Annotated in this window: 24 protein-coding genes; 16 read left to right on the top strand and 8 right to left on the bottom strand. The window is 74.5% G+C overall.

Going from position 1 to position 23,956, the window contains the following annotated elements; translation table 11 throughout:
* From EBO36_RS08940 to EBO36_RS08930, 3 genes are read right to left on the bottom strand one after another with little or no spacing between them, the layout of a single operon-like run.
* Positions 1-696 carry an ABC transporter permease gene (locus tag EBO36_RS08940; protein WP_122825567.1) on the bottom strand — a complete coding sequence of 232 codons (696 nt, stop codon included), beginning with the start codon at positions 694-696 and terminating at the stop codon, positions 1-3.
* On the bottom strand, positions 693-1,373 hold the full coding sequence (locus EBO36_RS08935; RefSeq protein ID WP_122824297.1) for an ABC transporter permease: 681 nt from the start codon (positions 1,371-1,373) through the stop codon (positions 693-695). The genes EBO36_RS08940 and EBO36_RS08935 overlap by 4 nt, the downstream gene beginning before the upstream one ends.
* Positions 1,373-2,281, bottom strand: a complete 909-nt coding sequence (locus tag EBO36_RS08930) for an ABC transporter ATP-binding protein (protein WP_122824296.1) — start codon at positions 2,279-2,281, stop codon at positions 1,373-1,375. The genes EBO36_RS08935 and EBO36_RS08930 overlap by 1 nt, the downstream gene beginning before the upstream one ends.
* A 76-nt stretch (positions 2,282-2,357) precedes the next feature.
* Between EBO36_RS08930 and EBO36_RS08925 the strand changes: the two genes are divergently transcribed.
* Both EBO36_RS08925 and EBO36_RS08920 read left to right on the top strand, forming a co-directional pair.
* Positions 2,358-3,809 (top strand): dihydrolipoyl dehydrogenase family protein, encoded by a 1,452-nt coding sequence (locus EBO36_RS08925; RefSeq protein WP_122824295.1) that lies wholly within the window; start codon positions 2,358-2,360, stop codon positions 3,807-3,809.
* Positions 3,809-5,044 (top strand): DUF429 domain-containing protein, encoded by a 1,236-nt coding sequence (locus EBO36_RS08920; protein WP_164471416.1) that lies wholly within the window; start codon positions 3,809-3,811, stop codon positions 5,042-5,044. Before EBO36_RS08925 ends, EBO36_RS08920 begins: the two co-directional genes overlap by 1 nt.
* Here EBO36_RS08920 and mug read toward each other — a convergent pair.
* On the bottom strand, positions 5,031-5,585 hold the full coding sequence (gene mug, locus EBO36_RS08915) for a G/U mismatch-specific DNA glycosylase (RefSeq protein WP_122824293.1): 555 nt from the start codon (positions 5,583-5,585) through the stop codon (positions 5,031-5,033). The two genes, EBO36_RS08920 and mug, sit on opposite strands and share 14 nt — an antisense overlap.
* Positions 5,586-5,666: 81 nt before the next feature.
* Between mug and EBO36_RS08910 the strand changes: the two genes are divergently transcribed.
* Entirely contained in the window at positions 5,667-6,494 is an 828-nt protein-coding gene (locus EBO36_RS08910; protein ID WP_122824292.1) for an SDR family NAD(P)-dependent oxidoreductase, read from the top strand.
* A gap of 509 nt (positions 6,495-7,003) precedes the next feature.
* Positions 7,004-7,513: a DUF3995 domain-containing protein gene (locus tag EBO36_RS08905; RefSeq protein WP_122824291.1), complete on the top strand. Its 510-nt coding sequence runs from the start codon at positions 7,004-7,006 to the stop codon at positions 7,511-7,513.
* 12 nt (positions 7,514-7,525) lie between these two features.
* Here the strand turns inward: EBO36_RS08905 and EBO36_RS08900 are convergent, their stop codons facing one another.
* Positions 7,526-7,825: a DUF1905 domain-containing protein gene (locus tag EBO36_RS08900; protein ID WP_122824290.1), complete on the bottom strand. Its 300-nt coding sequence runs from the start codon at positions 7,823-7,825 to the stop codon at positions 7,526-7,528.
* A 123-nt stretch (positions 7,826-7,948) separates the two neighbouring features.
* Here EBO36_RS08900 and EBO36_RS08895 point away from each other — a divergent pair, with 123 nt between their 5' ends.
* The 3 genes from EBO36_RS08895 (at position 7,949) to dinB (ending at position 10,190) form a co-directional block, all read left to right on the top strand.
* Positions 7,949-8,326: a VOC family protein gene (locus tag EBO36_RS08895; protein ID WP_122824289.1), complete on the top strand. Its 378-nt coding sequence runs from the start codon at positions 7,949-7,951 to the stop codon at positions 8,324-8,326.
* A 144-nt stretch (positions 8,327-8,470) separates the two neighbouring features.
* Complete coding sequence (locus EBO36_RS08890; RefSeq protein WP_122824288.1) at positions 8,471-8,752, top strand: isoamylase early set domain-containing protein; 282 nt, start codon at positions 8,471-8,473, stop codon at positions 8,750-8,752.
* Between the two features lie 178 nt (positions 8,753-8,930).
* Positions 8,931-10,190, top strand: a complete 1,260-nt coding sequence (gene dinB / locus EBO36_RS08885) for a DNA polymerase IV (protein WP_122824287.1) — start codon at positions 8,931-8,933, stop codon at positions 10,188-10,190.
* Positions 10,191-10,278: 88 nt separating this feature from the next.
* On the opposite strand, the gene EBO36_RS08880 is transcribed toward dinB, so the two are convergent.
* Positions 10,279-11,415: an Rv2578c family radical SAM protein gene (locus EBO36_RS08880; protein WP_122824286.1), complete on the bottom strand. Its 1,137-nt coding sequence runs from the start codon at positions 11,413-11,415 to the stop codon at positions 10,279-10,281.
* A gap of 279 nt (positions 11,416-11,694) precedes the next feature.
* Between EBO36_RS08880 and EBO36_RS08875 the strand changes: the two genes are divergently transcribed.
* Both EBO36_RS08875 and EBO36_RS08870 read left to right on the top strand, forming a co-directional pair.
* Positions 11,695-12,045 (top strand): YciI family protein, encoded by a 351-nt coding sequence (locus EBO36_RS08875; protein WP_122824285.1) that lies wholly within the window; start codon positions 11,695-11,697, stop codon positions 12,043-12,045.
* Positions 12,042-13,271 carry an RNA polymerase sigma factor gene (locus EBO36_RS08870; RefSeq protein WP_122824284.1) on the top strand — a complete coding sequence of 410 codons (1,230 nt, stop codon included), beginning with the start codon at positions 12,042-12,044 and terminating at the stop codon, positions 13,269-13,271. Before EBO36_RS08875 ends, EBO36_RS08870 begins: the two co-directional genes overlap by 4 nt.
* Positions 13,272-13,333: 62 nt before the next feature.
* Here EBO36_RS08870 and EBO36_RS08865 read toward each other — a convergent pair whose 3' ends face one another.
* Positions 13,334-13,873, bottom strand: coding sequence for a TetR/AcrR family transcriptional regulator (locus EBO36_RS08865; RefSeq protein ID WP_122824283.1), 540 nt, complete (start codon positions 13,871-13,873; stop codon positions 13,334-13,336).
* Positions 13,874-13,936: 63 nt separating this feature from the next.
* Between EBO36_RS08865 and EBO36_RS08860 the strand changes: the two genes are divergently transcribed.
* A complete protein-coding gene (locus EBO36_RS08860; RefSeq protein WP_122824282.1) occupies positions 13,937-15,199 on the top strand; it encodes an alpha/beta hydrolase in 1,263 nt (420 codons plus the stop codon).
* A gap of 76 nt (positions 15,200-15,275) precedes the next feature.
* Positions 15,276-16,715, top strand: coding sequence for a sugar porter family MFS transporter (locus EBO36_RS08855; RefSeq protein WP_122824281.1), 1,440 nt, complete (start codon positions 15,276-15,278; stop codon positions 16,713-16,715).
* A 73-nt stretch (positions 16,716-16,788) separates the two neighbouring features.
* On the opposite strand, the gene EBO36_RS08850 is transcribed toward EBO36_RS08855, so the two are convergent.
* Positions 16,789-18,945, bottom strand: coding sequence for an alpha-galactosidase (locus EBO36_RS08850; RefSeq protein WP_122824280.1), 2,157 nt, complete (start codon positions 18,943-18,945; stop codon positions 16,789-16,791).
* A 260-nt stretch (positions 18,946-19,205) separates the two neighbouring features.
* On the opposite strand from EBO36_RS08850, the gene EBO36_RS08845 reads away from it, so the two are divergent.
* From EBO36_RS08845 to EBO36_RS08825, 5 genes are all read left to right on the top strand, one after another.
* Positions 19,206-20,465 (top strand): extracellular solute-binding protein, encoded by a 1,260-nt coding sequence (locus EBO36_RS08845; protein WP_244925414.1) that lies wholly within the window; start codon positions 19,206-19,208, stop codon positions 20,463-20,465.
* Positions 20,462-21,466, top strand: coding sequence for a carbohydrate ABC transporter permease (locus EBO36_RS08840; RefSeq protein WP_122824278.1), 1,005 nt, complete (start codon positions 20,462-20,464; stop codon positions 21,464-21,466). Before EBO36_RS08845 ends, EBO36_RS08840 begins: the two co-directional genes overlap by 4 nt.
* Positions 21,463-22,338, top strand: a complete 876-nt coding sequence (locus tag EBO36_RS08835; RefSeq protein WP_122824277.1) for a carbohydrate ABC transporter permease — start codon at positions 21,463-21,465, stop codon at positions 22,336-22,338. The genes EBO36_RS08840 and EBO36_RS08835 overlap by 4 nt, the downstream gene beginning before the upstream one ends.
* The gene (locus EBO36_RS08830; RefSeq protein ID WP_122824276.1) at positions 22,335-23,321 is read left to right on the top strand and encodes a glycoside hydrolase family 43 protein; all 987 of its coding nucleotides are present in this window, start codon (positions 22,335-22,337) and stop codon (positions 23,319-23,321) included. Before EBO36_RS08835 ends, EBO36_RS08830 begins: the two co-directional genes overlap by 4 nt.
* Positions 23,322-23,451: 130 nt before the next feature.
* The gene (locus EBO36_RS08825; protein WP_122824275.1) at positions 23,452-23,940 is read left to right on the top strand and encodes a VOC family protein; all 489 of its coding nucleotides are present in this window, start codon (positions 23,452-23,454) and stop codon (positions 23,938-23,940) included.
* Positions 23,941-23,956 lie beyond the last annotated feature (16 nt).

Genomic DNA, 23,956 nt, shown 5'->3' with positions numbered 1-23,956 from the left:
CTACGTCGTGACAGTGGGTACGAGCCTGCGCTCCGTGCCACTCAACCGCACGGCGACGCGCGCGAGCAAGGCAAAAAGGGCATCGGCGACGAGCGCCAGAGCGACGATGGCGATGGCCCCGCCGAGCATCTCCTCGTAGCGGCGCAGAGCGATGCCGCGCTGGATGTAGACCCCGAGACCGCCCAGCCCGACGTACGCCGCCAGCACCGCGGTGGCGATGATCTGCAGGGCGGCGCTGCGCACCCCGCCGATGAGCAGCGGCAGGCCGAGGGGTGCCTCCACGCGGGTGAGGACCTGCCACGGGGTCATGCCCAGGGCACGCGCGGACTCCGTGACGGCGCCGTCGACGTTCTCCACCCCGGCGTAGGCGCCGGCGAGCACCGGGGGGATCGCGAGCACGACGAGCACCGCGGTGGCGGCGAGCCCGGCCCGCCCGACGCCGACCGCGAGCGTGAGCACGGTGAGCACCCCGAGGGAGGGCAGCGCGCGGGCCGCCCCCGCGAGGCCGACGGCGAGCTGGCGGCCGCGGCCGGTGTGCCCGACGGCGTAGCCCACCGGGACGGCGACGAGCGTGGCGAGCGCCAGGGCGACGAGCGTGTAGAGGAGGTGCTCGCCGACCCGCACCGGCAGCGCCCCGGCGCCGGTCCACTGCTCGGGGGCGGTGAGCCAGGCCCACGCCTGCGCGAAGAGGCTCATGCCGGTGCCCCCGCGGTGAGCCGGACGCGGCGCTCGGCGCGGCGGGCGGTGCGCGCCCACGGCATGAGGGCGCGGCCGAGGACGATGAGCGCGACGTCGAACACGAGGGCGACGACGACGGTGGCGACGATCCCGGTGACGATCTCCGCCGGGATCCCGCGCTGGAGCCCGTCCATGAACAGGGTGCCGAGCGTGCGGATGCCGACGAGGACGCCGACGGTCACCAGGCTCACCGTGCTCACGGCGACCACCCGCAGGCCCGCGAGCAGCACCGGGCCGGCCAGCGGCAGCTCGACCGCCCAGAAGCGGCCCCACGCGGAGTACCCCATGGCGGTGGCCGAGGCACGCACCGCGGGGTCGACGGAGCCGAGGGCGTCGCTGACGAACCGGGTCATGAGCGCCACCGCGTAGAGCGTCATGGCGATGACGACGTTGACGTCGCTGAGGAAGCTGATGCCGAGGACCGGGGGGAGGAGGACGAACAGGGCGAGCGAGGGGACCGTGTAGATCAGCCCGACGGCGCCGAGCAGCGGGCCCTGGACCCGGCGGTACCGCGCCGCGAGCACGCCCAGGGGGAGGGCGAGGACGAACCCGAGCACTACCGGCACGACGCTGAGGCGCGCGTGCTGGAGCGTGAGCTCGCCGATGAGGCCGAGGTTGGCGGTGACCCAGCCCATCAGGGCCGCCCTCCGCCGTCGGGCCGTGCGTCGGGCGTGCCGCCGGGCACCGCATCGGGCAGCGTGCCGGGCCCCCCGCCGGGCCGCGCGTCGAGAGCGCCGTCGAGCACGCCCGCCGGGCGCCCCGCGGCGTCGACGACGAGGCGGCGCCCGTCCTGCTCGACCACCTGCAGCGAGCGCCGGCCCCGGTCCGCGCCGATGAACCGCGCGACGAACGGGCTGGCCGGGGCGGCGAGGATGTCCGCCGGGGTGCCCTGCTGCGCGATGCGCCCCCCGGTCTCGAGGATGACCACCTGGTCGCCGAGGCGGAACGCCTCGTCGATGTCGTGGGTGACGAAGACGATGGTCTTGGCCAGGTGCTGCTGCAGGCGCAGCAGCTCGTCCTGGAGCTCGGCGCGCACGATGGGGTCGACCGCCCCGAACGGCTCGTCCATGAGGAGGATGTTCGGGTCCGAGGCCAGGGCCCGCGCCACGCCCACCCGTTGCTGCTGGCCGCCGGAGAGCTGGCGCGGGTAGCGGCGCGCGAGGGAGCGGTCCAGCCCCACCGTGTCCATGAGGGCGAGCCCGCGCTCGCGGGCCGTGGCCCGGGGGGTCTTCGCCAGGCGCAGCACCGTGGTGACGTTGTCGAGCACCCTCCGGTGCGGGAGCAGGCCGGCGCTCTGCATGACGTAGCCGATCCCGCGCCGCAGCGGGACGGGGGCGCGCTGGCGGACGTCGACACCGTCGATGCTCACCGTGCCGGCCGTGGGGTCGACCATCCGGTTGATCATCCGCAGGATCGTCGTCTTGCCGGACCCCGACGAGCCCACGAGGACGGTCGTGCGGTGGGCCGGGATGACGAGGTCGAGGTCGGCGACGGCCTCCGTGCCGTCGGCGAAGCGTTTGCTCACGGAGCGGAACTCGATCATTGCGGTCCTCCGTTCGATGCGCGCGGCGTTCCCCCGAGCGTAGGGTCGGGGCCTGTCTCGTGGAGCGGAGTGCGCCATGCCCGAGCGTCAGGTCTACGACGTCGTCGTCATCGGAGCCGGACCCGTGGGGGAGAACGTCGCCGACCGCGCGGTCCGCGGCGGGCTCAGCGCGGTCATCGTCGAGTCCGAGCTCGTCGGCGGGGAGTGCTCGTACTGGGCGTGCATCCCGTCCAAGGCGCTGCTGCGCAGCGGGGACGCCCGCCGGGCGGCGCTCCGGGTCGACGGCGCCCGCCAGGCGGTCACCGGCGGCCTCGACGCCGCGGCGGTCCTCGCCCGGCGCGACAGCTTCGTCGGCGACTGGGACGACGCCGGCCAGGTGAGCTGGCTCGAGAGCGCCGGGATCGACCTGGTCCGCGGTCACGGCCGCCTCACCGGCCCGCGCGAGGTCACGGTCACCACGCCCGACGGCGAGGTGCACCTGGCCGCGCGGCACGCCGTCGCGCTCGCCACCGGCACCCGCGCCCACGTGCCGGACACGTTCGGGCTGCGCGCGGCGCAGCCCTGGACGAACCGCGAGGGCGTCGCGGCGCGGGTCGTCCCCGAGAGCCTCGCGGTCATCGGCGGCGGGGCCGTCGCGTGCGAGCTGGCGGGCGCGTGGGCGGACCTCGGCAGCGCGGTGACGATGCTCGTGCGGCACGACCTCCTCGCGGGGTACGAGCCGTTCGCCGCGGAGCTCGTCGGCAAGAGACTCGAGGAGCGTGGCGTGACGCTGCGCCGGGGGGTCTCGGCGCGCCGGGTGGAGCGCGAGGCCGGCGGCGCCGTCGTCCTCGAGTGCGACGACGGGTCGACGCTGCGGGTGGCGGAGGTGCTCGTCGCCACCGGCCGGGAACCGCGCACCGACGACCTCGGCCTCGGCGCCGTCGGGCTGGGGAGCGAGCGCGGCTGGCTCGACGTGGACGAGACCCTGCGGGTGCTCGGCCCGGACGGTGAGCCGGTCGAGTGGCTCTACGCCGTCGGGGACATCAACCACCGCAACCTCCTCACCCACCAGGGCAAGTACCAGGCGCGCGCCGCCGGGGACGTCATCGCCGCCCGCGCCCAGGGCGGGACCGTCGACGACGCGCCGTGGGGCGTGCACGCGGCCACCGCCGACCACCGCGCCGTCACGCAGGTAGTCTTCACCGACCCGCAGGTGGCCAGCGCCGGGCTCACCGCGGCGGCGGCCGACGAGGCCGGCTACCGCACGCGGGTGGTGGAGGCGGACCTGGGCGCGGTGTCCGGGGCGAGCCTGCACGCGGACGGGTACGTGGGCCGGGCGCGGATGGTCGTCGACGAGGACCGGGGGGTGGTGCTCGGGGCGACGTTCGTCGGCCAGGACGTCGCCGAGCTGCTGTTCTCCGCGGCCGTCGCCGTCGCGGGGGAGGTCCCGCTGGACCGGCTGTGGCACGCCGTGCCACCGTTCCCGACGTCGAGCGAGGTGTGGTTGCGCCTCCTCGAGGCCTACGGCCGGCCGGTGGCGCGCGGCTAGTGACGGCGGGCGCGTGGGTGCCACGCGCGGGCGTCATTTGCCGACGCACCGGGGCGCTCGCGGCTAGTTTGTGGCAGATGTACGTGGGCGTGGACCTGGCGTGGAGCAACCGGGCGCGGACGGGCCTCGCCGCCGTCGACCGTGCAGGCCGGTTGGTCGACTCCGCCAGCGTGACCACCGACGACGAGATCGTCGCGTGGGTCGGCGCGCACGCTCCCGTCCGGGCCGCCGCGATGGATGCGCCACTGATCGTCACCAACGCGTCCGGGCAGCGCGACTGCGAGCGCGAGGTCTCGCGCGTGTTCGGGCGGTACGGCGCCTCGTGCCACGCCAGCAACCTCACCCGCCCCTACTTCAACCCCCCTCGCGGCGCGACGATCGCCAGACGCCTGGGGTGGACGCTCGACCCGGACCCGACCTATGCCGCGGGCGTGCCCCCGTGCATCGAGGTCTACCCGCACCCGGCGATGGTCGGGCTCTTCGAGCTCGGAAGCGTCCTGCCGTACAAGGCGAAGGGAGGTCGGAGCTTCGAGCGTCGACGGGCGGCCTTCCTCGAGCTGCTGGCACACCTGGAGTCCGTGGACGTCCTGGGACTGCCGGCGAACGAGCGCTGGCGCAGCATCCGAGCGGCGGTAGAGGACGCGAGACGGCCCATGCATCTGGAACGCCTCGAGGACGAGGTCGACGCGGTCTTCTGCGCGCACCTCGCGTGGCGGTGGCGAGAGGCCCCGGAGTCCCTGCACCTCTACGGCACGCCCGCCGACGGCTACATCGTCGCCACGCCGCCCCCGACCCACCCGGTCTCGGCGCGGGTGGCGACGGTGGCCGGTGAGTCGGACGACCGGTCCACTGCGCCGGTGGCTGAGCGCCCGGTGATGACGGCGTTCGAGGTCCGCGGTGTGCCCGCCACGTTCGCCACCGCGGGTGAGCGGCCGTGGCGCGCCGCCGTCCATCAGGCGGCGGTCGCGGCGGTCGCCGACGACGGCCCGTTGCCCGGGCGCCTCGAGGTCACCATGCACTTCCGGCTTCCGCCGCCATGGCGATCCGGCCAGGGCTGGGATCTCGACAACCTGGTCAAGCCCACCCTGGACGCCTTGACCCCTGTGCTCGGGCGACGCGCGATCGCGGGACCGGAGCAGTCGGACGACGAGCGGGTGGACAGGCTCGTCGCGTCGAAGCGGACCGTCCGGGAGGGCGAGAACACGGGCGCCACGATCCTCGTCACGGTCCTGTAGCGGCAGACCGCAGCTCGGCGAAGCGCTCGGCGAGCCGGGCGAGCGTGAAGTGCGCGTTGAGCCCGCTGGGGTTGGGCAGCACCCACACCCGCGTGGCCCCGATCGGCTCCTGCTCCCCGAACGTCGCCTTCGGCCGGTGGAACGCCGCGCGATAGGCCGTGACGCCGAGGACGGCGAGCCACGCCGGGTCGTACCGCTCGACGTCGGCGACGAGCCGTTCGCCGCCGGCCTGGAGCTCGGCGGGGGAGAGCTCAGCCGCCGTCGCCGACGCCCGCTCGACGACGTTCGTCACCCCGAGGCCCCAGGTGAGCAGCTCGAGCTGCTCGGCGGGGGCCAGCTGGCGTGGGGTGAACCCCGAGCGGTGCAGCGCCGGCCAGAACCGGTTGCCCGGCCGGGCGAAGTGGTGCCCCGTCCACGCCGAGTACAAGCCCGGGTTGATCCCGCAGAACAGCACCCGCAGCCCGGGGGCGGCGATGGTCGGGAGGGTCCGGTCCGCGGAGGCGAGGAGGTCGGCGCGCGTCGGGCGCGAGGCGGGGGACATGCCCCCGTACCTTAGGCCGCTGTGAGGGCTGCCGCGCCGCCCCCGGGCGCACACCCGCGGCGACGTCCGTAGGGTCGGCGGATGACTCGCACCATCGTCCTCACCGGCGCCAGCGACGGGATCGGGGCCGCCGCGGCGCGCCGCCTCAGCGCCGCCGGGCACACCGTCGTCCTCGTCGGACGCTCCCCCCAGAAGACCGCGGCGCTCGCGGCCGAGATCGGCCAGCCGTACCGGGTCGCGGACTTCGCCCGCCTCGCCGAGGTCCGGGCACTCGCTGACGACCTCCGCGCGACCTACCCGCGCATCGACGTCCTCGCCAACAACGCCGGCGGCATCATGGGCGGGCGCGAGGTCACGGTCGACGGCAACGAGATGACCCTCCAGGTCAACCACCTCGCGCCGTTCCTCCTCACCCACCTGCTCCTGCCCACGCTGGAGACCTCCCGGGCGACGGTCATCGCGTCCTCCAGCCGAGCCGCCCGCGCCTTCGGCCGCCTCGACCTCGACGACCTCGACCACGTCCGCGACTACGGCGCCGACCGGGCCTACGGGGACTCCAAGCTCGCCAACATCCTCTTCACGAAGGAGCTCCAGCGCCGGTACGGGCCCAAGGGGATCGCGGCGGTGGCCTTCCACCCCGGCGTCATCGCGACGAACTTCGCCGAGGGTTCGACGAGCGCGATGCGCCTGCTCTACCGCACCCCGCTCCACCGGCTCCTTCCCGGCCCGGACCGGGGCGCCGACCAGCTGGTGTGGCTCGCGACCACCACGCCCGGCCAGGACTGGCAGCCGGGGCAGTACTACGAGCGCCGCAAGGTCGCCGCCACCAACCCCCAGGCGGACGACGCCGCCCTCGCCGCGGCGCTGTGGCGGGTCAGTGCCGAGCGCGTCGGGGTGCCGGCCGACTGACGCGGCACGACGGGAGCGTGCAGCGGGTTCAGCCCGCCCCCGACACCGATACGGGGTCGAGGAAGAGGGAGAGGAGGAAGGCCCAGCCGCCGGTGAGCCGGCGGCGGGGGCGCTCGACCGGCGAGCGCCGCCACACCGGCGCGGGTTCGAGGAGCAGGAAGGCGAACGGAGCCCGACTCCGGCCGCCCGAGGACGACGGCGGAGACCCGGCCGGCCCCCAGCGCGTCGACGAGGTCGGCGAGCGGGCGCTCGCGGGCCACCGTGCTCGCGTGCGCCCACGCGGCCAGGAGCGCGAGCGTGAGGAGGAGCCGCAGGGTGAGTGCGCCCCGGGAGGGTGCCGCGACGGGGGGACCGGTGACCACCCGCCCCTCGAGCACCTCCGTCCTGCCCGGAGCTGTCCTGGCCGGAGCGTAGGGGCGCGGGCGTCGGCGCGATGAGGTTTTCACGGTCCGGCAGCGAGCAGTCCATCGCACAGGTGGCGCACGCCGGGTGCGCCTAGCGTGGTGGGCATGGGGTCGCCGCGTCGGGCGCGGGCGAGCCGCGTCTGCCTCGGGCTGGCGTGCGCCGCGGGGCTGGTGCACGCCGCCTTCAGCCTCTACTGGGCCGTCGGAGGCACCTGGCTGCTCGACACGGTCGGTCAGTGGGCGGTGCGGCTGCACGCCGAGGCGCCCCTGCAGGCCGGCCTGGTCCTCGCGGCCGTCGCGCTCGCGAAGGCGGCGGGCGCCGTCGTCCCGGTGCTCGTCGACCGGCAGCGGATCGGCGGGCGGGCGTTCTGGCGGGCTCTCAGCTGGGTCGGCGCGGTCGCGCTCGTCGCCTACGGCGGCGTCAACACGCTGGTGAGCAACGCCGTGCTCGCGGGCGTCATCCGTCCCGACGGCGGGTACGACCGGCCCGCGATGATCGGGCACGCCTGGCTGTGGGACCCGTTGTTCCTCGTGTGGGGGGCCGCGCTGCTCGCGCACCTGTGGCTCACCCGCCCGGGGCGCGGTGCGGCCGCGAGGACCCGGCGGGGCGCGTGAGGCCCCGAGGCGTCAGAGGTCGAGGAGCCGGAGCGTGACCCGGATCGTGTCGCCGACGTCGACGGACTCCGCCCGCCGGACCGCCTTCTTGATCGGGAGGACGTACGTGCGACGCCCGGCGTCGGGGAAGATCGAGGTGCGCCACACCGTCGTCCCGACCGTCACCTCCACCCGCACCGAGCCGAACCCCCGGGCATACGGCGCGGAGAGCTCGAGGACCTCGTCCGCGACCTCGGCGGGCAGGGCGACGAACGTCCAGTGGCCCGCGCGCTCCTCCCACAGCCAGAGCTCGGCGTCGAACTCGACAGTCATGGCTGCATCGTTGCGGCGACGGGGCGCACGGGTCAACGCGGTGCCCCTTGGCGCTCCGACGGCCCGCGCCTAGCATCGGAGGTACAGGCCGACGGGGGTGCCGGCCCTGACGAGGAGGTCAGCATGAGCGGGCGCGTCATCCACTTCGAGATCCCGTTCGACGACCGCGAGCGGGCCAAGGCCTTCTACCGCGACGTCTTCTCGTGGGAGACGGAGGAGATGCCCGAGCTCGACTACGTCGGCGTCTCCACCGGGCCGGTGGGCGAGGACGGGATGCCCGGCGAGCCGGGGTACATCGGCGGGGGGATGACGCCGCGCGACGCCACGAACGGGGGCACCGTCGTCGTGCTCCACAGCGCGGACATCGACGCCGACCTCGCCCGGGTGCTCGCGCACGGCGGGAAGGTCGTGACGGAGAAGGAGCCGGTCGGCGACATGGGCTTCGCCGCCTACTTCACCGACACCGAGGGCAACGTCGTGGGGCTCTGGCAGAACGCCTGACGGGAGCGTGCCCCGGTCGGCGGGGGACGGGACGCGGTCCGGAGTGTGGCGCGCGCCGCACCGGTGTCACCGGAGTGTCGCCCGGCTCCTCGCACTGCCGCGGATGAGACTTCCTGCGCCCACCCCCGACCGAACGAGGAACCAATGATCAAGAAGTCCCGTGACCCGAAGACCGGCGCAGCGAAGCTCACGTTCATCCTGCCCGCCACGCAGATCGTCGGCACGGTGAGCGTGGTCGGCACCTTCAACGACTGGACCCCCGGCGCGCACGTCCTGCGGCGCCGGAGCAACGGCACGGTGAGCACCTCGGTGCTCGTCGAGCCCGGTCAGCCCGTGCAGTTCCGCTACCTCGCCACCGGCGGGGTGTGGTTCGACGACGAGTCCGCCGACGCCGTCACCCGCGAGGGCTCGCTCGTGCGCCTCTGAGCGGCAGGGCCCGGCCGGCGGCGCCCCCGCGCCCGCCGGCGGCGCCCGCCGCCGGCACCGCCCTGGCGGCTTCCTTCCCGCCGGGCGCGTGGCGCCCGGGCTCGCGCCCCGTCGGGGCCCGCCCGACCCACCGCGCCGCCCCTCGTCATCCGAACGTGTGTTCGACTACGATAGGGCGATGACGGTGGGCCCGACGATCCTCCACGCGGATCTCGACGCGTTCTACGCCTCCGTCGAGCAGCTCCTCGACCCGTCCCTGCGGGGGCGGCCCATCGCGGTGGGGGGCAGCGCCGCCGGCGGCGTGGTGCTCGCGGCGTCCTACGAGGCGAAGGCGCACGGCGTGCAGGGCGGGATGCCGGGCTGGCGGGCGGCCCACCTGTGCCCCGGTCTGCTCTTCGTCCGCGCGCACTTCGACCAGTACCAGGGCCTCGCCGACCGGGTGATGGACATCCTCGGCACCGTGACGCCGGCGGTGCAGCGGATCTCGATCGACGAGGCCTTCCTCGACGTCGCCGGATCGACCCACCTCTTCGGCCCGCCCGAGCAGATCGCCACGCGGCTGCGCGAGCGGGTGCGCGCCGAGGTGGGCCTACCCATCTCGGTGGGGGCGGCGCGGACCAAGCACCTGGCCAAGATCGCCTCGCAGGTCGCCAAGCCGGACGGCCTCGTCGTCGTCCACGCTGCCGACGAGCGGGCCTTCCTCGACCCCCTGCCGGTCGGCCTCATGTGGGGCGTCGGACCCGTGACGGAACGCCGGCTCGCCGAGCGGGGCATCCGCACCATCGGCGAGCTCGCCCGCACCGAGAGCGGGACTCTCGAGCGTGCCCTCGGGCGCGCCACCGGCACCACGCTGCACGCCCTCGCCCACAACGACGACCCGCGGCGCGTGGCGGCGTCGCCGCGGGCGCGCTCCGTCGGGGCGCAGTCGGCCATGGGCCGCACCCGGGTGACGCCGGAGCTCGTCCGCGAGGTGCTCGGGCACCTGGCCGAGCGGGTGGCCGGGCGGCTGCGTGCGAAGGGGCGGGCGGGCCGCACCGTCACCGTGCGGGTGCGCTTCCCGGGGATGCGCGCGGTCACGCGCTCGCTCACCCTCGCCGCGCCGGTGTCGGCGACGCTCACGCTCACCGAGGTCGCCGAGCGCCTCGTGTGGCAGGCGCTCCGCGAGCAAGACCAGCACGAGCCCGAGATCAGCCTGCTCGCCGTCTCCGTCTCCAACCTCACCGCCCAGGAGGCGATCCAGCTCGAGCTCCCGCTGCCGCCGCCGGACCCGTGGCGGCCCGGCTCGGAGACGGGGTCGGCGCGGTGGGCGCTCGACCGGTCGATGGACGCCGTCCGGGACAAGTTCGGGCCCGGCGCCGTGGGCTACCTGCCCGCGACCATGCGCGGGGGCCGTGGGGTGCCCGACGAGTTCCGCGAGCTCGCCGAGCACGACCTGTGAGCCCGAGGCGTCCCGCCCCGCCGTCTCCCACGGCGCCCGCACGGCCGGGGCACACCCCGCGGCCGGCCGGACGGGCCGGGCCGCGCTCCTAGAACAGCGCCTGCTGCATGACGGCGTCCGGGGCGCTCGGTGGAGCCCAGGCGCCGTCGCCTGGCCGTGCCCCGTCACCCGGCGCAGCGCCGTCGCTTGCCGCGCTGGCGGCACCCGACGCGGCCATCACCCCCATCGCCTCCGCCCCGGCCCGCTCCGCGTCACCGACGTCGCGCAACCCCGACCGTCCCGCCAGGCCGTGGCGGCGGAGCAGGGGCCGGGTCCGTTCGCGCAGCCAGTCCCGGTACTCCGCGCTCACGTACGAGCCTCGCCCGTAGAGCCGGCGGTACCGGGCGACGAGGTGCGGCCGGTGCTCGGTGAGCCACCCCAGGTACCACTCGCGCACGCCGGGGCGCAGGTGCGCGGGGAACGCGTGCGCCGAGGAGGCGCCCGCGTCGGCGACGGCCGCGAACAGGGCGTCGAGGTGCTCGCGGGAGTCGGTGACCCACGGCAGGATCGGGGCGACCATGACGTGGCAGTCGAGGCCGGCGTCGCGGATGGAGCGGATGAGGTCCAGGCGCGCCCGCGGTGTCGGGGTGCCCGGTTCGAGCAGCTGCTGGAGGTCCTCGTCGAGGACGGCGAGCGAGACGCCGAGCGAGACCGGGACGGTCTCGGCGACGCGGGCGAGGAGCGGGAGGTCGCGGCGCAGCAGCGTGCCCTTGGTGAGGATGGACAGCGGCGTGCGGGCCTCGGCCAGCGCCTCGATGATCCCGGGCATGAACCGGTAGCGGCCCTCGGCCCGCTGGTAGGGGTCGGTGTTGGTGCCGAGCGCGACCTGCTCGTGGGTCCAGCCGGGCCGGGCGAGCTCGCGGCGCAGGACCTCGACGGCGTTGACCTTGACGACGATCTGGGTGTCGAAGTCCGCCCCGGTGTCCATGTCGAGGTAGCGGTGGGTCGCCCGGGCGTAGCAGTACGTGCAGGCGTGGCTGCACCCGCGGAACGGGTTGACCGTCCAGCGGAAGGGCATGCTCGACGCCTCGGGCACCTTGTTGAGCACCGAGCGGGCGGCGACCTCGTGGAAGGTGATGCCGGCGAACTCCGGGGTGCGGACGGTGCGCAGCAGCCCGGCCATGCGCGCGAGGCCCGGCAGCGCGCCCGCCTGGTCGGCCTGGATCTCCTGCCCGTCCCACCGCATGAGAGGAGTCGAACACGCGTACGAAGCCGTGTCAATCGTGACCCGCGCCCGTTGCCGCCCGCAGGGCGCCGGCCCGTTGCGGCCCGGAGGGCGTCGGCCCGTTGCGGCCCCCGGCGGGAGGTGCCGGTGCGAGGCTAGGGGGACGCGCTGGTGGAGCTCGGCCGCCCGGTGGTCCCGGGTGTCGAGATCGGCGCCCGCCGTTCGTACAAGGGGTAAGAGGCCGGCAGGGCGCCGGCCCCGAGGCCGGCACCGCCGGCCGACGACCCACGGAGGTGCAGCATGGCCCACTACCTGCTCAGTGTCATCGAGCCCGTCGGACCGACGCCGCCGGCGGAGTTCCTCGAGCCGATCATGGCGCGCATCGGCGAGGTCAACGCGGAGATCCGGGCAGCCGGCGCCTGGGTGTACGCCGGCGGCCTGCACGGGGGCGAGACCGCCACGATGGTCCTCGCCCGCGACGGCGACGTCGTCACCACCGACGGCCCCTTCGCCGAGGGCAAGGAGCACCTCGGCGGGATCTCCATCGTCGACGCCCCCGACCTTGACGCCGCGCTCGGCTGGGCGCGCAAGCTCGTCGACGCCAGCGGCCTGTCCATCGAGGTCCGCCCGTTCCGGTACTCCGAGACGTGAGCACCCCGGGGGACGCGGTCGAGCGCGTCTTCCGCGAGCAGTACGGGCGCGCCGTAGCCGTCCTCGTCCGCCTCCTCGGCGACATCGACCTCGCCGAGGAGGCGGTCCAGGAGGCGTTCGTCACCGCCGTCGACCGCTGGCCGGCCGCGGGCGTCCCGCCCAGCCCGGCGGGCTGGATCATCACCACCGCCCGGAACAAGGCCATCGACCGCCTGCGCCGCGAGGCGACCCGCGACGCCCGGCACGCCCAGTCCCAGCTCCTCCACGCGCCGGGGCGGGGCCTCGAGGAGGAGGACACCGTGCGCGACGACCAGCTCCGCCTCGTCTTCACCTGCTGCCACCCGTCGCTGGCGCCGACGGCGCAGGTGGCGCTCGCGCTCCGCCTCCTCGGGGGCCTCACCACCCGCGAGATCGCCGACGCGTTCCTCCTGCCGGAGGCGACCGTCGCCCAGCGGATCTCCCGCGCCAAGGCGAAGATCCGCCAGGCGCGGATCCCGTACCGCGTCCCGGCCGCCGCCGAGCTGCCCGAGCGCCTGCCCGCCGTGCTCGCGGTGGTCTACCTCGTCTTCAACGAGGGGTACGCCGCGAGCTCCGGCGACACCCTCGTCCGCCCGGACCTGTGCGCCGACGCCGTCCGCCTCGGCCGGCTGCTCGCCGACCTCCTGCCCGAGCAGGAGGAGGTGGTGGGGCTGCTCGCGCTCATGCTCCTCACGCAGGCCCGCCGTCCGGCCCGGACGACGGCGGACGGCCGGCTGGTGCCGCTGGGGGAGCAGGACCGCGCCGCCTGGGACGCCGCGCTGGTCGAGGAGGGGCAGGCCCTGGTGCGGTGGTGCCTGGCGCGCGACCGCCCCGGGCCGTACCAGCTCCAGGCCGCCATCGCCGCCGTGCACAGCGCTGCCCGCACGGGTCGGGACACCGACTGGGCGGCGATCCTGGGCCTGTACGACCGGCTGCTCGCGCTCGCCCCGACGCCCGTCGTCGCGCTCAACCGCGCGGTCGCGCTGGCGGAGGTGGCCGGGCCGGCCGCGGCGCTCGCCGTCGTCGACCGCCTGGAGCTGCTCGGCTTTCACGTCCTCCACGCGGTCCGTGCCGACCTGCTGCGCCGGCTCGGCCGGAGGGGCGAGGCGGCGCAGGAGTACGAGCGGGCCATCGCGCTCGCGGGCAACGCGGCGGAACGGGCGTTCCTCCAGGGCCGGCGGGCCGAGGCCGCGGCCGCCGACGAGTAGGCCGCGCCTCGGTCAGCCCGCGCCTCGCCGTCGCCCGGCGCCGAGGGGGGTGGCGCCCCGGGCTACGGGGCCCCGATGACCACGGTGAGGGAACGACGTATCTCCTCGCGCGTCCGCGGCGGGTTCCGCGTGCTCGTCGCCTCGGCGAGCAGGAGGCCCTCGACCAGTGCCTGCACGGCGTCCGCGCGGACGGCGGTGTCGCTCACGCCGAGCCCGTCCAGCCACCCCGCGAAGGCGTCGTGGATCCGTCGGCTTCCGGCGACGAGCGCGGGGCGCAGCTCGGGACGCCGGGAGGCCTCGAGGGAGAGCTCGTACCGGGCGAGCAGCCGGTCGCGCCCGTCGGTGAGCAGCCGGACCAGGGCGTCGGCAAGGGCCCCGGCCGGGTCGGCGCCGGCGAGGTCGGGGACCTCCCCGGCGTCGAGCTCGGCGAGGCGTTCCACCGTGGCCTCGAGGAGGGCCAGGCGGGTGCGCAGGTAGTACGACGTCGACCCGGGCGGCAGCCCGGCGGCCTGGTCGACGGCGCGGTGCGTGAGCCCTCGGCTGCCGTGCGCGGCCAGCGTGGCGATGGCGGCGTCGGCGATCTGGGTGCGGCGCTGCGGCACTCTTCCTCCCGGGCTCGGCGACGGCTACGGTGGGAGCCTATACAGGTGTAGAGGGGGTTCGCCATGCCGATGGGGTACGTCGTCAATGTCGTCCTGGCCGCGGCGTGCACCGCCCTGGCGCTGTACCCCCCGCTCCGGCCGCGCCCGCTGGCCCGCGCCGCCTTCGTCCTCGGCGTGGGGTTCAGCGAGCTCCCGCACGTGGCGGCGGTGCTCCTCCTCGGCGTGACCGCGCTGACCCTGAGCGAGCTGGGCGACCCGGGACGCCTGGGCGCCGGCGCCGCGGCGGTGCTCGCGCTGGCCGCCGTCACGCTCGCCGGTCTGACCGTCCTCGCCCGGCGGGCGGTCCGCGCCCGCGCCGCCGTGCGGGACGCACTCGCGGGGGCCGGGACCCCTGTCCCCGGGGCGGACGCGCTGCCGGCCACGAGCGCGTGGACCCGCTCCGACCGGCGGTGGGCGCTGACGTCGGCGCTGACCCCCCTGCCGTGGCGTCCCCGCACGGTGGAGCGGATCGCGGACCTGAGGTACGGGGAGCACCGGCGCCACCGGCTCGACGTGTACCGGCGCCGCGGCGGGCCCGTCGGCGGCCCGGTCCTCGTCTACTTCCACGGCGGCGGCTACACCTCCGGCGGGAAGCACCGAGAGGCCCGCGCGCTGCTCCACCGCCTCGCGCAGCGGGGCTGGGTGTGCGTGAGCGCGACCTACCGGCTGCGCCCCGAGGCGGGCTTCGCCGACCACCTCGGCGACGCGCACCGGGTGCTCGAGTGGACGCAGTGCCACGCCGCCGCCTACGGCGGCGACCCGTCGACCCTCGTCATGGCCGGCAGCTCTGCCGGCGCGCACCTCACCGCGCTGTGCGCGCTCGCGCCGGGGCGAGCGGCGGACTCGGCCTCGCCCGGGGCACCGGCCGTGGCGTCGCCCGGCGCACCGACCGCGCCCACTGCACCGACCGCACCGACCGCGCCGCCGAGGATCGCGGCCGCCGTCTGCCTCTACGGCTACTACGGGCGCTACTACGGCGCCGACCGGGACGGGGCGCCCCCCTCGACCCCCCTCGCGCTCGACGCCGCGGGGGCGCCGCCCTTCTTCCTCGTCCACGGCGACCGGGACAGCTACGTCCCGGTCGACGGCGCCCGGGCCTTCGCGGCGGCGCTGCGCTCGCGCTCGGCGCAGCCGGTGGTGCTCGCCGAGCTCCCCGGCGGCCAGCACGGCTTCGACGTCGTGAGCTCGTGGCGGATGCGCGCCGTCCTCGACGCGCTGGAGGTCTTCCTCGTCGACCCGCGGGTCGGGGTGGTCCGGCCGGCCGGCGTGCTCGACGCCGGCGGGTAGCGCACCTCCGCTGGCGGAGCGGCGCGGCGCGTGGTCCGATCGTGCCATCGACCTCGGCGGGGGGCAGGTGGCGATGATGACCCAGCGACCGGCAGCACCGGCAGTGTTCAACGCAAGGATCGTGGCGATCTCCCTGGCGGCCGCGATGGGCGGCTTCCTCTTCGGGTTCGACACCTCGGTCATCAACGGGGCGCTCGAGGCCATGAGCAACGACTTCGGCATCACCGGGTTCCTCCAGGGCTTCACCGTCTCCTCGGCGCTCCTCGGGTGCGTCATCGGCGCCTGGTTCGCCGGGCCGCTGGCCGCCCGTCAGGGCCGCGTGCGGGTCATGGTCATCGCCTCGGTGCTCTTCACCGTCTCGTCCATCGGCTCCGGCCTCGCCGTCGGGCCGGTGGACCTCATCTTCTGGCGCGCCCTCGGGGGCCTCGGCGTGGGAGCCGCCTCGGTCATCGCCCCGGCGTACATCGCCGAGGTCTCCCCGGCCAACGTGCGCGGGCGGCTCGGGTCCCTCCAGCAGCTCGCCATCGTCGTCGGCATCTTCGCCGCGCTGCTCTCCGACGCGGTGCTCGCCGACGTCGCCGGCGGGGCGGCACGCGAGCTGTGGCTCGGCCTCGAGGCGTGGCGCTGGATGTTCCTGGCGGAGGCGGTGCCGGCGGTCCTCTACGGGATCTTCGCGCTCACGGTCCCGGAGTCGCCGCGCTACCTCGTCGACGTCGGGCGCCTCAAGGAGGCCGCCCGGGTGCTCAGCACCTACACCGGTGTCACGGACACGGCGGCAAAGATCGCCGAGATCAGCCGCTCGCTCACCCGGGAGTCGTCGGAGAGCCTGCGGGACCTGCGGGGGGAGAAGCTCGGGCTCAAGCCCATCGTCTGGGTGGGCATCTTCCTGGCGGTCTTCCAGCAGTTCGTCGGGATCAACGTCATCTTCTACTACTCGACGTCGCTGTGGCGCTCGGTCGGCTTCGGCGAGAGCCAGGCGATGCTCACCTCCGTCATCACGTCGGTGACGAACATCGTCGTGACGATCGTGGCGATCATGCTCATCGACAAGGTCGGCCGCCGCCCGCTGCTGCTCACCGGCTCGCTCGGCATGGCCATCACCCTCGGGGTCATGGCGCTCGCCTTCTCCCAGGCCACGGTGGTCGACGGCGAGGCCAGCCTCGACGCCCCGTGGGGCACCATCGCGCTGCTCGCGGCGAACGGCTTCGTCGTCTTCTTCGGCGCCACCTGGGGTCCGATCATGTGGGTGATGCTCGGGGAGATGTTCCCCAACCGGATCCGCGCGACGGCGATCTCCGTGGCCTCCGCGCTCAACTGGCTGGCCAACTTCGCGGTCTCGACGACGTTCCCCGTGCTCTCCAACATCAGCCTCACGCTCGCCTACGGGATCTACGCGGCGTGCGCGCTCATCTCCTTCATCTTCGTGATACGCCGCGTGCCGGAGACGCTCGGCCGGGAGCTCGAGGACATGACGAACGAGTCCCACTCGCGTCCGTCCAAGCCGACCGCGGCCTGAGGGCTCGGACCCCTCGGCGGCATTCTGGCCCGCGGCGGGGCCGTGGCCCATCAGACCCGCTCGCGCGGGGGCGTCAGACCCGCACGAGGTGCAGCAGCACCGCCTGCTCGGGGTTGAGTACCGGGGCCTGCACGCCGACCCCGCCGAGCACGGCACCCGGCAGCGTCACGGGCTCCGCCCACCAGGGCGGAGCCCGGTGCCCGGTGCGCCCGTGGACGACGTCGCCCGGGGCGAGCGGCGTGAGCCGGTAGTGGGCGTCGGGCGCGAGGCCGGGGATCCGCAGGCGCCCGGGCGGTGAGGCGACGGTGGTCGCCAGCGCGACGATGGTGACGATCGCCTCGCCGCCGTCCGGGGCGACGACGCCGTGCACCCAGATCGCGTCGTCGGCGTAATCCGCGTGGACCACGGTGCCGCCGTGGAGGAGCGGGCGGTGCGCCTTGTGCGCGCTCACCCACTCGCGCAGGCGGTCGTGCTCGGCCGGGCTGGCCGCCGTGAGGTCCCACTCGATGCCGAGGTGGGAAAAAAAGGCCGTGGCGGCGCGGAAGTCGAGCGCGTGCGCGCGACCGGTGGTGTGGCTCACCGGGGAGCCGATGTGGGAGCCCACGAGCTCGGGCGGGAGCAGGAGGGAGGTGTAGGCCTCGATCTGCTGCCGCTCGAGCGGGTCGATGCTGTCCGAGCCCCACACGCGGTCGGTCCGGGCGAGGATGCCGAGGTCCACCCGCCCGCCGCCGCTCGCGCACGACTCGATCTCCAGACCGGGGTGCGCCGCGCGGATCTCGTCGAGCAGGCGGTAGAGCGCCCGGGTCTGCTCGTGGACCGCGGCGCGGCCGGTGGGCTGGTGGCCCGGCTCGACGAGGTCCCGGTTGTAGTCCCACTTGAGGTAGTCGATGGGGTAGGCGGCGAGGACCGCGAGGATCTGGTCGCGGACGTGGGCGTACGCGCCGGCGTGGGTGAGGTCGAGCACCTGCTGGTGGCGCATGGGCACCGGCACGCGGCCCGGCACCGCGAGGATCCACTCGGGGTGTGCGCGGTAGAGGTCGGAGTCGGGGTTGACCATCTCCGGCTCGAACCACAGGCCGAACTCCATGCCGAGTCCGTGGACGTGCTCGACGAGCGGCCCCAGCCCGTGCGGCCACGCCTCGGGCGAGACCACCCAGTCCCCGAGCCCGGAGGTGTCGTCGCGCCGCGAGCCGAACCACCCGTCGTCGAGCACGTAGCGCTCGACCCCCACCGAGGCCGCGACGTCGGCGAGGCGGGTGAGCCGCGCGAGGTCGTGGTCGAAGTAGACCGCCTCCCACACGTTGAGCGTGACGGGACGGGGGCGGCGCGGGTGCTCCGGACGACCACGGAGGAAGCGGTGGAAGCGCCCGGACAGCCCGTCGAGGCCGGTGCCGTGCGAGCCGTAGACCCACGGCCCGGTGTACGACTCGTCCGGCCCGAGGCGCACCTCGCCGGGCAGCAGCAGCTCGCCGCCCGCGACGAGGGAGAGGCCGAGGTTGGTCCGCTCGGCGTAGGTGCGGGTGTTGCCGGACCAGGCGACGTGGACGCCGCGCACCTCCCCGCGCCGCCACGCGAGCCCGGGCGTCCCGACGGCGAGGACGAGGCTGGCGTCGGGGCCCCGGGCGCCGCGCGACTCGCGCAGGTGGGTGCCCAGGGTGAACGCGTGCCGCTGGGGTGAGCGCTCGCGCAGGTGGCGACCGGTGAGGTCGAGGATCTCCACGGCCTCGGTGGGGACCGGAAGGGCGAGGTCGAGGGCGGCGAGGTCGAAGACGCCGTCGCCGAGGTTGGTCACCTGCCCCCGCATCCGCACCAGGCCGGCGTGGAGGAGCTCCACGACGACGACGAGCCCCAGGCGGGCCGTGGCGTCGTCCGCGCGGGCGACGACCCGGCGGGCGACGACGGGGTCCTCATCGGGCGTCTCGTCCTCCACCGCGAACACGGCGAACGCGGTGGAGAAGTCGGTGCCGGCGCGGTGGCCCACCAGACCCGGCGTGCCCAGCCACCCGGCGGAGTGCTCCGCCAGCAGCCCGAGCGGCACGACGACGTCGGCCTGGCCGGAGACCAGCGGGGGCTCGCTCACCCGCCGCAGCGTGGCGAGGTCGGCGCCGTCGAGGTCCCCGAGGTCCGCGCCCCAGTGCAGGACGCGGGGCAGCGCCGTCCCCGTGCAGTCGAGGACGAGCGACGTGCCGCCCGCCCGGAGGTGGCGGATGTCCGTGCTGGGCTCGGTCACGGGTCTCCTTCGTCGGAGGTCGGGCAGCCCGGCCGGATGCGGGCCGGTCGCCTGCGACGACGGTACCCACGGGCGCGCCGGGCGACCACGCGGCACCGGCGCGCGTGTCGGACGCTGGAATGGTGACCCGCACGGCACGGCGGGGCTACTGTGAGCGCCATCACACTCGACGATGACGCGAGAAGGTGGTTGGCATGGGGGGCCGTTCAGTTTCACGGCGGGACTTTCTTGTTTTCGGGGCGGCAGGCACCGGGCTGGTGATGGCGGGGTGCGCCAGTGCGACGCCCCTGACGTCCACCGGCCCCACGCTGGAGAGCAGCGGGTACTCGGGGCCGCCGGTGACGATCCAGTACTGGAACGGCTTCACCGGCGGTGACGGCCCGGCCATGCGCCAGCTCGTCGAGGACTTCAACGCCAGCCAGGACCTCATCGACGTCCGGATGAACGTCGTCCAGTGGGCGCAGTACTACCAGCGGGTCATCGCGGCGGTGCACGCGGGGCAGGGGCCCGACGTCGGCGCCATGCACGTCGAGCAGCTCGCCACCCAGGCGGCCCGCCGCACGATCACCCCCATCGACGACGTCGTCACCGAGCTGGGGCTCAGCGGCGGGGACTACCCCGAGGACGTGTGGAACGCCGGGATGTACCAGGAGCAGCGGTACGGCATCCCGCTCGACATGCACTCCCTCGCGATGTACGGCAACCGCTCGGTCCTCGAGCAGGCGGGGATCACCACCCCGGCCGCCACCGGGGCCGAGTTCGAGGAGCAGATGTCCGCCCTCGTGGGCGCCGGGGTGTCCTCCCCGCTGTGGATGCCCAACCGCTGGCCGGCGCACCTCATCTTCCTGTCGCTGCTGTGGCAGTTCGGCGGGGAGCCCTACGCCGAGGACGGCACGGCGGCGACGTTCGGCAGCGACGCCGGCGTCGACGCGCTGCAGTGGATGGTCGACCACATCGAGCAGGGCTACAGCCCCGCCAACGTCGCCATCGACTCGCAGTACACGGCGTTCAAGAACGGGGAGGGCGCCTACACCTGGGACGGGATCTGGCAGGCCAACGACCTCACCACCACGGCCCCCGACCTGTCGTGGACGATGACGCCGCTGCCGACCGTGGGCACGGAGCCGGCGGTCTGGGCGAACTCCCACCAGCTCGTGCTGTTCCGGAGCCGGCGCCCGGACGACAACCGGCTCCTCGCGAGCAAGCAGTTCCTCCAGTACCTCGTGGAGAACTCCGCGTCCTGGGCCGACGCGGGGATGATCCCCGCGCTGACCTCGGCCCGGGAGACCGAGGAGTTCCGGGCGACCCCCCAGGCCGCGCTCACCGAGGCCATCCCCTCGATGCGGTTCCTCCCGCCGGTCGCGGCCGTGGGTGAGGTGCAGGTCCAGACGCTGGAGACGGCCATCGCCGACACCATCCTCGGCCGGGCGGACGCGCGGTCCGCGCTCGAGGGTGCCGCTTCCCGGGCGACGGCGATGATGCAGAACAACCTCCGCAAGTTCGAGAGGGGCCAGGCATGAGCGATGTAGCGATCAATCCGCCCGCCGCCGGGGTGGCCACGGGCGCGAGCGCGAGCCGGACCAGCGCCGTGCGCACCAGCGCACGGGCCGCCGCCACCCGTTCCCGCGACAACCGCGACGGCTGGCTCTTCATGGCGCCGTACCTCGTGGTCTTCACGGCCTTCGTCATCCTGCCGACCATCATCGGCGTGTGGATCAGCCTCCACGACTACGACTACACCCTGGCGGAGAAGCCGTTCATCGGCCTCGACAACTACACCGGCCTCATCGACGGCAGCTCCCCGTTCGCCGGGGCGTTCTGGCAGGGCATGCAGGGCACGGCGATCTTCACGGTGGCCACCGTCCCGCTCCTCCTCGTCCTCCCGCTCGTGGTGGCCCTGGCGATGAACATCAAGTTCCGTGGCCGGAACTTCTTCCGGGCCATGTACTTCGCGCCGTACGTCCTCGGCGTCGCCGTCGTCGCCGTGCTGTGGCGCTACCTGCTGGACACCAACATCGGCCTCGTCAACCACTACCTCGGCGTCATCGGCCTCAACGACGCCATCCCGTGGCTCACGCAGCTGCCGTGGGCGTGGATCTCGCTCATCGGGGTGACGGTGTGGTGGACGCTCGGCTTCAACACCGTCATCTACCTCGCCGCCCTGCAGGACATCTCCCCGGAGCTCTACGAGGCCGCGAAGATGGACGGCGCCGGGCCCTGGCAGCGGTTCCGGCACATCACCATCCCGGGGCTGCGTCCCGTGCTGCTCTTCATCACCAGCGTGACGATCATCGCCTCGGTGAACATGTTCGGGCAGTCCTACCTCATGACCCAGGGCGGTCCCGGCCAGGAGACGCGCACGGCGATCTACCAGATCGCGGAGACCGGGCTCACGAGCTTCAACTCCGGCCTCGCCTCGGCCATGTCGATGATCTTCTCGGTCTTCCTCGCGATCATCAGCATGGCGGTCTTCTTCCTCTTCCGTGAACGTCCCGACCGGCCCAGGAAGGATGCCCGATGAGCACCGCGACCGCGCCGCGCACCATCCGGCCCGACGAGAACCGCAAGGGCCGGGGCGCGAGCCGCACCCTGCTCTACGTGCTGCTCGCCATCCTCACCCTCGTCTTCATCTCGCCGCTGCTCTACATGCTCTCCACGTCGTTCAAGACGACGGCGGGCGCCGCCGCACCCACGCCGCAGTGGATCCCGGAGGAGCCGACCCTCCAGGCGTACGAGGCGATCCTCGGCGCCGAGGGCACCCCGGTGATCCGCTGGCTCATCAACAGCCTCGCCGCGGCGACCGGGCAGACGCTGATCATCGTCGTCACCGCCTCGATGGCGGGTTACGCGCTGGCCCGGATCGACTTCCGCGGCCGCCGCATCCTCTTCCCGATCATCGTCGCCACCCTGTTCGTGCCGCCCGTCATCCTCCTCATCCCCAACTACCTCATCGTCGGCCGACTGGGGTGGCTCGACACGCTGCTCGCCGTCATCCTCCCCGGCGCCGCCGGCGCCTTCGGGGTGTTCTTCATGCGGCAGTTCTTCATGGGGCTGCCCCTCGAGCTCGAGCAGGCGGCGTTCATCGACGGCGCGACGCGCTGGCGGACGTTCCGCACGGTGATCCTGCCGCTGTCCCGGCCGGCCCTCGTGACGCTGGCGCTGCTGTCGTTCCTCACCAACTGGAACGACTTCCTCTGGCCGGTCTACGTCCTGTTCTCCCCGGAGAACCAGACCCTGCCGGCCGGCCTGTCGACCCTGCAGAACGCCAACTCGGTGCGGTACGACCTCCTCATGGCCGGCGCGGTCATCGCGAGCGTCCCGGTCCTCCTCATGTACTTCGCCGCCCAGCGGTACGTCGTCGAGGGTGTCGGTCGGGCGGGACTCAAGGGATGACGTCCGAGGGGGCGCGGGGGCGGACGTACACCAACCCCGTCTGGCCCGGCTACCTCGCGGACCCGTTCGTGCTGGCCACGCCCGGCGGGTACGTGGCGGTGGGGACCGGGCCGGGGGAGGGCGCGCAGTCCCTCGTCGCCCTCGCCTCCGCCGACCTCGTCCGGTGGGAACCGCTCGGGGACGTCCTCGCCCCCGACGACGTCCCCGGCGAGGCCACGCACCTGTGGGCACCGGAGATCGCGCGTATGGGCGGCGAGTACGTCCTGTACTACTCCGCGGGCGTCGAGGACCGCGGCCACGCCCTGCGGGTGGCGACGAGCACCAGCCCCAGCGGCCCCTACCGGGACGCGGGCGTGGTGCTCACCCCGGACGAGCCGTTCGCGATCGACGCCCACCCGTTCCGGGACGACGACGGCCAGTGGTACCTCTTCTACGCCGTCGACCGGCTCGAGGGAGAACGGGTGGGGACCGCCGTCGTCGTCGACCGGCTCGTCGGCCCCGGTCGCCTCGCCGGCGACCCGCGGCCGGTGGTGAGTGCCACCGCGGACTGGCAGCTCTTCCTCGCGGACCGGCCGATGTACGGCGCCGTGCACGACTGGCACACCTGCGAGGGCCCGTTCGTCGTGCGCCGGCAGGGCCGCTACTGGTGCCTGTACTCCGGTGGGAACTGGGAGGAGGCGGGGTACGGCGTCTCGGCGGTGTGGGCGCAGACCCCGATGGGCCCCTGGCACGAGCCCGACGGTGCTGCCGCCGGACCGACGGTCGTGCGGACGGTTCCCGGCGTGGTCCACGGGCCGGGGCACGCGAGCGTCGTCACCGACGACGCCGGCGCCGACTGGCTCGTCTACCACGCCTGGGACGCGGCCGGTACGGCCCGGCGCATGTGCCTGGACCGACTGACGTGGACGGCGGAGGGCCCGGTCTGCCAGGGCCCCACGACCACGCCACAACCCGCGCCGGCAGCGGGGGCGCGCACGGGCTGACGGACACCGACAGGGAGGGGGTCGGGCAAGTGAGCGCGCTCCGATGAGTTCGGGGCGGGGGCCGGGTCTATCCGGGTAGTGCGCCGCCGTCCGGCAGCGTGCCCGCCGCCCCTCCTCGAAGGAGCCCGCCATGCCCGCCATCACTCCCTGGTTGTGGTTCGACACCCAGGCCCTGGACGCCGCCGAGTTCTACGTCTCGGTCTTCCCGAACTCCGCCGTCGTCCGCACCGACCGGTACGGGCCGGAGAACCCCGAGCGGCAGGGGCAGGTCATGGCCGTCCTGTTCTCCCTCGACGGGACGCCCTTCGCCGCGCTCAACGGCGGTCCGGAGTACCCCTTCACCGCGGCGGTCTCGTTCGAGATCGAGTGCGCCGACCAGGCCGAGCTCGACCACTACTGGTCCCACCTCACCGCCGACGGCGGCCGCGAGGTGGCGTGCGGCTGGCTCACCGACCGCTTCGGGCTGTCCTGGCAGGTGGTCCCGCGCCGGCTGCCCGAGCTCACCGTCGACGCCGACCCGGCCGTGGCCGAACGGGTGAACCGGGCGGTGCTCGGCATGGTCAAGCTCGACATCGCCGCGCTCGAGGCGGCGGCCCGCGGCGAGACGGCAGGGGTCTAGCCACGTCGAGCACCGA

Origin of the sequence: Georgenia faecalis, assembly GCF_003710105.1 — a bacterium.
Taxonomy (GTDB): domain Bacteria; phylum Actinomycetota; class Actinomycetes; order Actinomycetales; family Actinomycetaceae; genus Georgenia_A; species Georgenia_A faecalis.
The sequence above is the reverse complement of the archived record's forward strand: the minus strand, read 5'-3'. Positions and strand labels throughout refer to the sequence as shown.